The sequence below is a fragment of the Candidatus Sodalis sp. SoCistrobi genome (assembly GCF_900143145.1).
Taxonomy (GTDB): domain Bacteria; phylum Pseudomonadota; class Gammaproteobacteria; order Enterobacterales; family Enterobacteriaceae; genus SoCistrobi.
In genome coordinates this window covers 1-11,998 of sequence record NZ_FRDB01000078.1, presented here as the reverse complement: position 1 = coordinate 11,998, position 11,998 = coordinate 1, and the positions used below count along the sequence as shown (strand labels likewise).

At 56.9% G+C, this 11,998-nt stretch carries 10 protein-coding genes and 1 pseudogene; 3 read left to right on the top strand and 8 right to left on the bottom strand.

What is annotated here, in order from left to right:
• Positions 1-110: 110 nt before the first annotated feature.
• Positions 111-770 carry an LD-carboxypeptidase gene (locus tag CINSTRO3249_RS07245; protein ID WP_217265378.1) on the bottom strand — a complete coding sequence of 220 codons (660 nt, stop codon included), beginning with the start codon at positions 768-770 and terminating at the stop codon, positions 111-113.
• A gap of 259 nt (positions 771-1,029) precedes the next feature.
• Between CINSTRO3249_RS07245 and CINSTRO3249_RS17170 the strand changes: the two genes are divergently transcribed.
• On the top strand, positions 1,030-1,275 hold the full coding sequence (locus CINSTRO3249_RS17170; protein WP_174249748.1) for a hypothetical protein: 246 nt from the start codon (positions 1,030-1,032) through the stop codon (positions 1,273-1,275).
• Between the two features lie 267 nt (positions 1,276-1,542).
• Positions 1,543-2,145 carry a peroxiredoxin C gene (locus tag CINSTRO3249_RS07240; RefSeq protein ID WP_074012773.1) on the top strand — a complete coding sequence of 201 codons (603 nt, stop codon included), beginning with the start codon at positions 1,543-1,545 and terminating at the stop codon, positions 2,143-2,145.
• A 252-nt stretch (positions 2,146-2,397) separates the two neighbouring features.
• Here CINSTRO3249_RS07240 and proY read toward each other — a convergent pair whose 3' ends face one another.
• The 6 genes from proY to phoB all read right to left on the bottom strand — a co-directional run bounded on the left by proY (position 2,398) and on the right by phoB (position 10,672).
• On the bottom strand, positions 2,398-3,759 hold the full coding sequence (gene proY / locus CINSTRO3249_RS07235) for a proline-specific permease ProY (protein WP_074012772.1): 1,362 nt from the start codon (positions 3,757-3,759) through the stop codon (positions 2,398-2,400).
• A 72-nt stretch (positions 3,760-3,831) separates the two neighbouring features.
• Positions 3,832-5,148, bottom strand: coding sequence for a branched-chain amino acid transport system II carrier protein (gene brnQ, locus CINSTRO3249_RS07230; RefSeq protein ID WP_074012771.1), 1,317 nt, complete (start codon positions 5,146-5,148; stop codon positions 3,832-3,834).
• Positions 5,149-6,078: 930 nt separating this feature from the next.
• On the bottom strand, positions 6,079-7,182 hold the full coding sequence (locus CINSTRO3249_RS07225) for a cobalamin-independent methionine synthase II family protein (RefSeq protein ID WP_074012770.1): 1,104 nt from the start codon (positions 7,180-7,182) through the stop codon (positions 6,079-6,081).
• A 203-nt stretch (positions 7,183-7,385) separates the two neighbouring features.
• On the bottom strand, positions 7,386-8,300 hold the full coding sequence (locus tag CINSTRO3249_RS07220; RefSeq protein ID WP_074012769.1) for a PstS family phosphate ABC transporter substrate-binding protein: 915 nt from the start codon (positions 8,298-8,300) through the stop codon (positions 7,386-7,388).
• A gap of 153 nt (positions 8,301-8,453) precedes the next feature.
• A complete protein-coding gene (gene phoR / locus CINSTRO3249_RS07215) occupies positions 8,454-9,791 on the bottom strand; it encodes a phosphate regulon sensor histidine kinase PhoR (protein WP_074012776.1) in 1,338 nt (445 codons plus the stop codon).
• A 191-nt stretch (positions 9,792-9,982) separates the two neighbouring features.
• The gene (gene phoB, locus CINSTRO3249_RS07210) at positions 9,983-10,672 is read right to left on the bottom strand and encodes a phosphate response regulator transcription factor PhoB (RefSeq protein WP_074012775.1); all 690 of its coding nucleotides are present in this window, start codon (positions 10,670-10,672) and stop codon (positions 9,983-9,985) included.
• 569 nt (positions 10,673-11,241) lie between these two features.
• Between phoB and sbcD the strand changes: the two are divergent.
• Positions 11,242-11,433, top strand: a pseudogene (gene sbcD, locus CINSTRO3249_RS07205) (exonuclease subunit SbcD); the annotation flags it as partial.
• A 40-nt stretch (positions 11,434-11,473) separates the two neighbouring features.
• On the opposite strand, the gene CINSTRO3249_RS07200 reads toward sbcD, so the two are convergent.
• Positions 11,474-11,998: IS3 family transposase (locus tag CINSTRO3249_RS07200; protein ID WP_125933110.1), on the bottom strand; the 525-nt coding region annotated here is incomplete at its 5' end.

Sequence of the window (11,998 nt, the reverse complement as noted above, 5' to 3'; positions counted from 1 at the left end):
TGCTCATGCTGAGTTTCCAGCACTAGATTAACTGCCCGTTCACGGACTTCCGGAGAGTAACGTTTGGTCGTTGTCATAGAGACCTCCACTTTTAAAGTATAGACTCTAATTTATCCGGGGTGATTCATATAGGTTACCCCGGTATCCTCCAATAATAAAATTTCGTCGCGCAGGTATTTTTCATAGCGGGTGGAAAATAGCGACTGTAGCAGCGTCAAATTGCCGCCCATCAGTACGCCGGCGGCTCCGACTTTCGCCGGTGTATTCAGCGGCAAAATACCAGGATAATTGACCCCTTGGGTTATCGCGTCGAGGGTTTGACGAAAGCCCGTATTCTTGTTCAGCCCGTTGCCTCCCTGGAGTTGATAAATGTCTTTATTGCTCGACGCCACAATGCCGTGAACGCTACGCCATCCAACATGTTTATTGATAAAATCGTGAATAGCCGTGACATCGCTAAAACCAATAAGGATTTTTTCCCGGGCACCGTGAATATGCGTCAAGTTTGCAAATAAATGCGGCAAAAGATTAAGCGCGCCCGACCCGCCGCGCACAAACCATAAATAATCAACATTATCGTCGGTCAAAGCTTTCACCAGATTTTCCCCCCGCGCGCGGTCACTGTTGACATAGCCGAAGTCGGAAACCTGTTGATCAAGGTATTGCATATTGACCTGAAATCCTTGCCGCTTTAATGCCGAAACAATATCCGGGATGCTTTGCTCAAGATATTCGGATGAGCTGGAAATAAGATGAATCGTTTTCGCCATAATGGTACCCACATGAAATAATAAAAATAAACAGCCTGACGCCATTAACCTTCACATTGTCATTTCCATTGACCTTCAATTCCTTTTTCCCATTCCATGAAACGCGCGTCTTTGCCAACGACGCGGCACGCTGAATATTCCTTTATCCCCCCACCCCCAAAAAGATTATTGCCGAACCTGGACGCCGGCACAACCGCTAAAACGGCCCTTCAACCACCCTACCCGGTCTTACACCATTATCCATTAACGCAGCATTGAAATGGGCGCGGTTATCATTTGTTCACGTATTTCTGATGGAGAGCATTTTGCTATCAATCCCCATAATCTCGATGCTGGTTTTCTGTTTTGGCGTACCGGGGTAAGCGAAAGCGTTCCCCGCCGTTCATCGATAAAATATTCATGTCTCCCCTATCCATTATGGCATCAGGCCTTTGGCATCGGACATCGGACATCGGACATCGGCTATCTGGCATCGGGCCTTTGGCATCGGGTAACGGTCATCTGACATCGGGCCTTAGGCATCGAGTAGCGGGTCTCGTGTAGCGAGTATTGGGCCTGTTTCAAGGAATAACGCTCAACGTGACCTTCCGAGTGAAAGTCCGAGTGAAAGAGAGGCCTATCAGGGTTATAGTGGCAAGATTTACCTATCGCTTCGATAGGCAAAACCTATTTAACCAATCGGCACGGGTGACTTTATTCCCCCCCGGCACGGCCTTATACTAGGTCGGCTTAAATCCTATTCATCCGCAAACGCTATTTTACAGGAGTTAATATGGTCCTGGTTACTCGTCAAGCCCCCGATTTTACGGCTGCCGCCGTGCTCGGCAATGGTGAAATCGTTGACAATTTCAATCTTAAATCCCACATCCAGGGTAAACCGGCGGTCATTTTCTTCTGGCCGATGGACTTCACCTTCGTCTGCCCGTCCGAATTGATTGCATTCGACAAACGTTACGCTGAGTTCCAGAAGCGCGGCGTGGAAATTATCGGTGTGTCTTTTGATTCTGAGTTTGTACACAACGCCTGGCGCCAGGTACCGACCGACAAAGGCGGTATCGGCCCGGTACAATATCCGATGGTAGCGGACATCAAGCGCGACATCATCAAAGCCTACGGCATTGAACACCCTGACGCCGGCGTCGCGCTGCGCGGTTCATTCTTAATCGACAAAGACGGTATCGTTCGCCATCAGGTCGTTAACGATCTGCCGCTGGGCCGTAACATCGACGAGATGATGCGCATGGTCGACGCGCTGCAATTCCACGAAGAACACGGTGAAGTCTGCCCGGCACAGTGGGAAAAAGGGCAAGAAGGGATGGGCGCCTCGCCGGAAGGGGTTGCCAAGTATCTGTCCGAGAACCTGACCAGGCTGTAATCGCGCTGCACCCGTGCAGCTAAGGCAGCTAAGGCAGCTAAGGCAGCTAAGGCAGCTAAGGCAGCTAAGGCAGTCAAGGCAGTCAAGGCAGTCAAGGCAGTCAAGGCAGTCAAGGCAGTCAAGGCAGTGACTCTGCCCATATCACGCCGGTCGGCAACCCGACCGGCTTTTTTATGCCGGGTGTTCAGGACGCCGTGCCCTGCTGCACACAGGCCGCGTTTCCCCATCATGGCACAGTATCCGGCACCGACCTTAGGAGGCGGTTACGCGCTTCGTTTTTACCCGGCGGTACCCCAATAACAGCAATAAAATCCACACCGCGCCAACGTACAGCGAGGCACGAGTAGTGGGAAAATACCCTATCAGGCCGATAATGAATAACAGGAAAACCACGCCGATACTCGCGGTGAGGGCGCCACCGGGCAACGGGAATTTCAGCGCCTGTACCTGCTCAGGCTTGAGCCTGCGGCGAAAGGCGATTTGTGAACATAAAATCATGATCCACACCCACACGGTGGCAAAGGTTGCCAGTGAGGCGATCAGCAGGAAGACATTTTCCGGCATAATATAATTTAAATAGACCGCCACCAGCATCGCCAGCATCATCACCAACACCGTTACCCAGGGAATGCCGTGGCGCGATACGCGCTGGAACAGGCGTGGCGCGTGCCCCGCCATGTCGTGCAACATGCGGCCCACGCCAAACACGTCGCTGTTGATGGCCGATAACGAGGCCGTCAGCACCACGAAGTTCAGCAGGCCCGCGGCGACAGGGATGCCCAAATGTTGGAAAGTCAGCACGAACGGGCTACCGCCCGTACCTACCTGATCCCAAGGATAGATAGACATGATAACCGTCAGGGTACCGACATAGAACAGCAGAATACGCCAGGGCACGGAATTGATGTCGCGGGGTATGGACCGCTGCGGATCCCGCGCTTCGCCGGCGGTAATGCCGATGATTTCAATCCCGCCGTAGGCGAACATCACCATTTGCAGCGACAGTATCATCCCCCAGACGCCGTGGCTGAAGAAGCCGCCGTGACGCCATAAATTGGCCACGCCGGTGGGTTGACCGCCGTTGCCGATACCCCAGACGATGATGCCGATACCGGCGAGGATCATGACAATGATGGTGGCCACTTTGAAAAAGGAGAACCAAAACTCCAATTCGCCGAACGCCTTGACGCTAAGTAAGTTGATTGCGCCGATAAACAGCACCACGCTCAACACCCACACCCAATGCGGCACCAATGGGAACCAGACACCCATATAGATGCCGAAGGCGGTGACATCGGCGATGGCGACAATAAGGATTTCAAAACAGTAGGTCCAGCCGGTAATATAGCCCGCCATAGGGCCTAGATTATCCTGCGCGTAGCGCGAGAACGAACCGGCATTGGGGTTCTCCACCGACATCTCACCCAGGGCACGCATGATGATGTACGCCACCAGGCCCCCGATCAAATAAGCCAGCAGCACGCTGGGACCGGCCATTTTGATCGCATCAGCAGAACCATAAAACAACCCGGTGCCGATGGCGGAGCCAAGCGCCATAAACCGAATATGCCGGGTGGAAAGCCCCCGCTTCAGCGAAGGGGTGGAAGATTGCATGACCTGAACCCTTTTATCTCACATGAAAAAACCACGGACGGTGTCCGTGGTCTGATGATTGCACCGCCGCCCTCAAAGAACTGAGATTTGCTGCCGCCTGCGGGTTTGATCGTAGGCCGCCGCAACGATTAGCATGACAAGCGTCGGCGGCAGCCAGGCCAGTCCCTGAGCGCTCAACGGCAGGCGTTCCACCCAGGCCGGCAGAAGGGTCGAGAAAGCCGACACCTTAATGCCATCGAGGCAGCCAAACACCAGACTCACCAGCATGCCGGGGGCGATAAGACGGGTGCTGGAATGCCACCAGCGCAAGGTAAAGCTCAGCAGAATCAGCACAATACAAGGCGGATAAATGGCGGTAAGCACCGGCACGGAAATCGAAATCAGATGGCTGAGCCCCAGATTGGAAACCACCATGGAGAACAGCCCCAGCAGGAACACCAATTTGCCATAACCGATACCGGTATGTTCGCTGAAGAACTCGGCGCAGGCGCAGGTCAACCCCACCGCGGTGACCAGACAGGCTATGGTAATCAGCACCGTCAGAAAACCGCTGCCGGCGGCGCCGAACGTGTATTGCACATAAGCGTGCAGAATTTCCGCGCCGTTTTGTGCCTCGGGCACCAGCACGCCGCTGCCCGACCCCAGCTTGAACAGCGTCAGATAAACCGCCGTCAGGCCGATACCGGCGATAAGGCCGGCGAGGATGGCATAACGGGTAAGCAATGGCGCGCTGGTCACCCCACGCGACCGGGCGGCGTTGACAATAACGATGCCGAACACCATCGCGCCCAAGGTATCCATGGTGAGATAGCCGTTGACGAAACCGCTGGAAAACGGCAGGTGGCTATAGCTTGCCGACACCGGCAGAGGCTGGCCCGCCGGCCACAGCATCGCCGCAATACCCAGCACCGCGAGCGCGAAAATCTTGAGCGGCGCCAGGACATGGCCTACCGTGTCCAGCAAGCGGCCGGGGTAAAGAGAAATACCGATCACCAGGGCGAAATAGAGAAGGCTGTATATCAGCAAAGGCAGTTCGCCGTTGCCGACAAAGGGGGCGACACCGACCGCAAACGACACGGTGGCGGTACGCGGCGTAGCAAACAGCGGCCCCACCGCCAGATAGCAGACCACCGCCAAAAGCAGACCGGCTTTCTGGCCGATAGGCGAACTCAGTGCATCAATGCCGCCACCGACCCGCGCCAGCGCAATAACGGTAATGACCGGAAGACCCACCGCCGTTATCAAAAAGCCCGCCGCCGCCAGCCAGACATGCTGGCCGGATTGCAGGCCCACCATGGGCGGGAAGATGATATTGCCGGCGCCGACAAACAGCGCAAAGGTCATGAAACCCAGCGCGAGGATGTCTTTGGAAGTTAATCGTTTAGTCATGGGTAAGTTCTAAGGCCTGTAGTAATTCGCAATAACTTATTCTTATGACGGAGCGGTGATTTACACGCCCTTGACCGCGGCGGTTGGCAACGCGTGAACGGCCGTAAAGCCGGACAGAAAAAAATGCGGGGTAGCAATACTGACGGGCGGCGCGACAACGGCGGCTAATTTAATAGTTTATAGCGGTTGCTGGCAAGTCCATCAGAAAAAACCGGCACTAAAGTATGCCTTTTGAATAATATTCATATTAAGTATTCAAGCGTTGCCTAATTTGCGCTACATGATAACCCAGGCTGCGGCAAAAATCGCGTTCGCGACATAAGAAATTGCTATGGTGGAATAAATCTCACAGGAACGCTTCGCAGCAAAACGACAAAGCCCAGCGCCAGCGGCCCGCGCGGGACCTTTCAGGCCGGCAAACTGGCGGGATCGAGGATGATATTCGCGGCCGGCGAGCAGGAGGATAACACTGTCGGTGTGTCTACGACGCCGCCATCCTGCACCAGGCCGTCTAAGGCACTAGCGCAAATCCTGTGCGGCGTTACGGCCTGCAATGACAAGATAACACCTGCGCGCAACGTGGCGCAGTGGCTTAACGGTGCAAGCGCCGACCAAAGGTTCGGGTGCTGAACAGGGTTCAAGCGCCGACCCGCGCTTCAGGTGCTAAGCACGGGTTCAGGTGATGAGCACGGGGTCCACCGGCGCAAGCGCTGACCAAAGGTTCGGGTGCTGAGTCGACTTTCAGGCGTTGAATGACTTTCAGGCGTTGAATAAAGATTCAGGCCGGGTTAAACGGTTCAGGGGGTGCGCCGAGGTGCATAGGCTTTCACGTTTTCAAATGCTGCCCGCCTGGCGTACGCAGGCATGAGGGCGGGCAGCCGGAACCACAGGCGCGCGGGCAGGTGAACTCCCCACGCTTTTGGGGCAGCATTACCAGGCGCGGCGAGCGATATCCAGCACCAACTGCAGCTTATCCCACTGCTGCTGTTCGCTGAGCTTATTGCCCTCTTCGGTCGAGGCGAAACCGCATTGCGGGCTCAGACACAACTGGTCCAGACTGACGTATTGGCTGGCTTCACGGAGGCGATCCAGCACCGCCTGCGGGTCTTCCAGCGCCGGCGTTTTCGAGGTGATAAGCCCCAGCACCGCCTGTTGATGCCCGGGTTTGATAAAGCGCAGCGGTTCAAAGCCGCCGGCGCGCTCGGTATCATACTCCAGGAAGAAAGCGTCCACTTGCACCTGGCCGAACAAAATTGGCGCAACCGGCTCATAACCGCCTTCGGAAATCCAGGTGGAACGGAAATTGCCGCGACAAACGTGCAGGCTGACCACCAAATCTTTTGGCTTACCGGCCAACGCTTTATTCAGCACGTCGGCGTAAGTCTGCGCCAGGGTGTCAGGATCATCGCCGCGTTCACGCATCTGACGCTTCTGATCTTCCGAGCACAGATAGCCCCAGAAGGTATCATCCAGCTGCAGATAGCGGCAGCCGGCGGCATAAAATGCGGCAATGGCGTCGCGCCAGGTTTGCGCCAGATCGTCAAAATACGCTGCCAGATCGGGATAAACCTGCTTATCGATCGCCGCGCGGCCACCGCGAAAATGCAACACGCTCGGGCTGGGAATGGTCATCTTCGCTACCGCATAGCCGGCCACGCTTTGCAGAAAGCGGAAATCTTCCAGCATCGGGTGATGGCTAAAACCCAGTTTTCCGGTAACTTTGACGCTGCGGGCCTTGGTTTGTACGCCCTGAAATTGAATCCCCTGATCGGGTTGGTAACCCTCGACCCCGTCCAATCCTTCAAAGAAATCCATATGCCACCAGGCGCGGCGGAACTCTCCGTCCGTGACAACCTGTAGCCCCAGCGCGCGCTGCTCCGCCACAACCCGTGCAATCTCGTTATCTTCAACGGCCCGCAGCTGCGCGGCATCTATCTCGCCATCGGCGAAACGCTGACGGGCCTGCTTGATGGCGGCGGGACGTAACAGACTGCCGACCACATCGGCACGGAAAGGGGCTTGCGTTCTTTGCATTCTACTGCTCCATGAAGGCGTCACCGGCATGATGACCAGGATAGTTTCGCGACGGGATAGTCACGTTCCGCAACGTATGGACATCCAGACGTCTATATGTCTTAATCGAAGTGTGTCACTTCGCATTACGCGGCACAAACGAGAAAATTTCAATGCTATTGAAATTTATTCATGTTTACGGCGAAAATGTTCATCTCTGCGGTTTAGAGCAATCCTGCGGCCCGCTGCGCCGCCAGCCGCTGGGATGGCGTCAGCGGAATATAGCCCGCCTGACCGACCTGTTCTTGCCCCTCGGGGGACAGTACGCGCGCCAGAAATGCCAACGTCAGCGGATCCAATGGCTTGCCTGGCGGTTTATTGACGTAAATATAGAGAGGACGGGTGAAGGGATAGTCTCCGCGGCGCAGCGTTTGTGCATCGGCGCTGTAGGTGTGGCCCGCCGCGTCGCTAATCGCCAGCCATTTTACCCCACTGGCGTGAAACCCCATGCTGGTATAGCCTATCGCATTCACCGAGGCGGCCACCGCGCGCGCCACCGCCGCCGATCCGGGCAGCTCGTTGACCGTAGGCTGCATATCCCCGCCGCACAGCACCCGATGGCGAAAAAAACCTTGGGTACCGGAAGCGGTATTGCGGCCATAGCGCAGCAGCGCCAGGGAGCGCCATTCTCCCGGCAGCCCCAGCGTCCCCCAATACCGGATTGGCGCCGCCTGGCCACACTGTCGGGTGACGGAAAATATCGCGTCCAGCTGACGCTGGCTTATCGCCTGCAACGGGTTGGCCTGATTGACCATAACCACCAACGCATCCTGCGCCACCGGCAGCGCCAGCGGCGGATAGCCATAGCGGCGACGGAACCCCTCGATTTCCGGCTCGCTCATCGGTCGGCTCATGGGCCCCAACTCCGCCGTGCCGGCCACGAGCGCAGCCGCAGCGGCAGCCGAACCGGTCGCCTGAAGTTGCACACCCACTCCCGGGTAATGCCGGCTGAACGCCGCCGCCCAGCCGCTCATTAGGGCCGACAGCGTATCCGAACCGGTACTGGTCAAGGTGCCGCTCAGCAGCACTGCCGGCGGCGAGACGGGTTGTAACGATGGTGAAACGGGCTGCGTCGGCAATGAGAAGGGCTGCCCCGGCGGCGAAACGGACTGAGCGGGCGGCGAGACAGGCGGTCCCGGCGGCAAAACGGGCTGCGCGGGCAGCCGCCGCGCTCGTTAGCCCCAGCAGGCAGCCGGCGAACAGGCGGCCGGCAAAGACGGAACAACATCGCATTACTCTCTGGCCTGAGGTGAAAGAGGGGTAACGCTATTGTCCACCCGCGGCGGGGTACTAATCAACCGCGCCGGCAAGGTAAAACCGAAACGGGTGCCCTCCCCCGGCACGCTGCTGACTTCCAGTCGCGCATCGTGATGGCTCAGGGCATGCTTGACAATCGCCAGGCCCAGGCCACTGCCGCCGGTCTGACGCGAGCGGGCTTTGTCCACGCGATAAAAGCGCTCCGTCAGACGCGGCAAATGTTCCGGCGCGATACCCGGCCCGTTATCGCTGACCTGAAACGTCGCCCCGGCGGCGCTTCGCTGCCAGCTGACCTCAATACGGGTACCGGGAGGGGTGTGGATCACCGCATTAAACATCAGATTCGACACTGCGCTGCGCAGTTGCTCCTCATTACCGTTGACCCATAGCTGCGGATTGACCCGCAGCACCAGCGGATGCTGCCCCTGACTGAGCCCCTCGACGCTGGCCTGCAAGCGCTTGAGCAAGGCCGGCATATCCACCGGCCTGGGGGTTTCCCCCTGCGGCGCCGCTTCAATACGCGACAATTCCAGCAATTGAGCGACCAAACGCTCCATGCGCCGGGATTGATCCTGCATGGTCTGCACCGCCCGCTGCCGCATATGCGGGTCCAGGCTATCGTCGGTCATCATTTCCAGGTAGCCTTGCAATACTGTAAGCGGTGTACGCAATTCATGGCTGGCGTTGGCGAAGAAGTTGCGCCGCGCGCCCTCCAGCTGTCGCATCTGGGTGACGTCGCGCACGACCATTAACAACTGGTCGTCGGTATAGGGCATGACGCGGAACTCGACCCAATGCTGATTATTCAACTGCAACGTCAACGGCAGTTGAAACGCTTGCCGCTGCAGATAATCATTGAATTCCGGGTAGCGTAACAGATTGAGGATCGGCTGTCCGTTATCCTCCGGCCAGCGAAAACTGAGCAATTGTTGAGCCAGCCCGTTGCACCAGAATATATGGCCGTCCGCCGTTAACATCACCAGCGCATCGGGCAGCGATTCAGCGCCGCTGCGAAAGCGCTTGAACAGCATCGCCAGTTCGCGCCGTCGGCGGCGTTGACGTTGCTGCATACGGTGCAGACCATAAAACAGCGAAACCCAGCTGCCTCCGCCCACCGGTGGCGTCCGTCCGGGGTTGCGCCATAGCCAATGGGACAGCCGCAGTTGAAAATAATAGTTGCGCATCAGCGCCGCCAGCAGCGACAGCGCCAGCAGCCAGCTTAAATGGCCGATGAACAGCGACAGTAACAGCGCCGGCAGGCAAAACAGCACCCCTTCCAGCAACACTCTGCGCCAGGTAATAGGTTCAAGCAACGGCATCTCCTTGGCGACAGCGCCCGTGTCGCGGCCAGCAGCTCATCATGCGTTCGCGGACGCGAGCAGCACAATTTTCCAATGGGTTCCACATCCCCGCCAGAACCGTGTTATCGCCTGCCTGCTGGCGGGCCGTCGGGAGCCGCTTGCGCGCCGCGTCCGGTCACGTTCCAGCGTATCGCCCACCGGAATTAATAGCGCCCGGAAAAACGGTAACCGGTACCGCGCACCGTTTGTACCATGCGATCATGTCCGCCGGATTCAAGCGCTTTACGCAAACGGCGGATATGGACATCCACCGTGCGGTCCTCCACATAGACATTCGTGCCCCATACGTGATTTAGCAATTGTTCGCGGCTATAAACGCGCTCGGGATGGGTCATGAAAAAATGCAGCAGCTTAAATTCGGTCGGTCCCATGTCGAGGGCCTGTTCGTTGGCCGTGACCCGATGTGAGGCGGGATCCAGACTCAGCCCCTGAAGCTCGATACGCTCTTCCGCCTCCATCGGAGAGATGCGTCGCAGCACCGCTTTGATACGGGCCAGCAGCTCCTTGGGCGAAAAGGGTTTGGTGATATAATCGTCGGCGCCGACCTCCAGCCCGCGCACGCGGTCTTCTTCCTCACCGCGTGCGGTCAGCATCACGACGGGAATTTCCCGCGCCAGCGCTTCGCTCTTCATTTGTTTAATGAATTGAATGCCGGATCCGCCCGGTAACATCCAGTCCAACAGCACCAGATCAGGATACGGTTCCGCCAGCAAATTAATTGCGGTAGGATAATCCTCCGCCTCGATGGCCTGAAAACCGTTTTGCTCCAGGACAAAACACAGCATTTCCCGGATTGGCGCTTCGTCTTCCACCACCAGTATGCGTCTTGCCATCGTTTCTCCGCCATAAATCGTCATGATTAAGGTGCCGGCATTATGCGTCACTTTTGTGACATATTTATTAAAACTCATTTATCTAAAAAGAAATAGATTTTATATGCCACCATCGCCCTCAGCTTAAGGTAATAAGCGAACCAGAGATGCCCTAACTTACTGTTAGATTGCTTGTTATCATCCATGCCTTGTATCAGCGAGCGAGGTCGATTTCTGGCGCAACATCTTGTGTCCCCTGTCATTGTCGCGGCCCACGGCAGGCGACGTTGCATGGCAAAGCCCACGCGGCTCGGTTAGAGCCGAACGGCGGCAGGAGGCAGAGCCCACGCGGCTTGGTTTAGAGCCGAACGGCGGCAGGAGGCAGAGCCCGCGCGACTCGGTTAGAGCCGAACGGCGGCAGGAAGCGAAGCGCCGGAGCGCGGCGCGACAGCCCTGCAACAGTGGCGCTCCGCGCTCCGGCGCGGTATCCCTTTTTCAGGAACCCTGGCCGCAAAATCACCCCCGTCAAACGACAACCGCCGGCTTCAGGGTTTATACTGCCCCATCAATTTGTTCGCCGCTGGAGCGCCATGCGCATTATTCACACCTCTGACTGGCATCTTGGTCAGTCGTTTTTTACCAAAAATCGCGCCGATGAACATCAGGCGTTTCTGACGTGGCTGGTCAGTCAGGTGGAGGAACACCAGGTTGATGCCCTGATTGTGGCGGGGGATGTTTTCGATACCGGAACGCCACCCAGTTATGCCCGTGAATTATTCAACTGAATAACCCCGAGTTTATTAGAGAGTAATTTTGGCAATACTACGCCGCTTCCTCTGATGCTAATTGCAAAGCGTAATAGTTCATTTCGGCTTCAGTAGGAGGGATGTAACCCAGCCGCCCGAGCAGCCTTCTGTTGTTGTACCAGTCCACCCAGTCCAGCGTGGCCAACTCCACTTCCGTCCGGTTTTTCCAGCTCCCGCGGTGGATAACCTCCGTTTTGTACAACCCGTTGATACTCTCTGCCATCGCATTATCGTAGGAGTCGCCGGTAGTGCCAACTGACGCCAGGATTTCAGCATCCTTCAGACGCTTTGAATACGCTAATGAAACATATTGTGAGCCTCGGTCTGAGTGATGGATCACCCCTTTCCCTGGGCGACGAGCCCAAAGCGCCTGCTCCAGCGCATCCAGCACCAGAGATGTCTCCATCGACGTTGAGACCCGCCAGCCGACGATAACGCCGGCGAACACATCGACGATAAAGGCCACATAAACGAAGCCCTGCGCCGTTCTGACGTAGGTGAAGTCCGCCACCCAAAGCTGATTGGGCCGCTCCGCCATGAA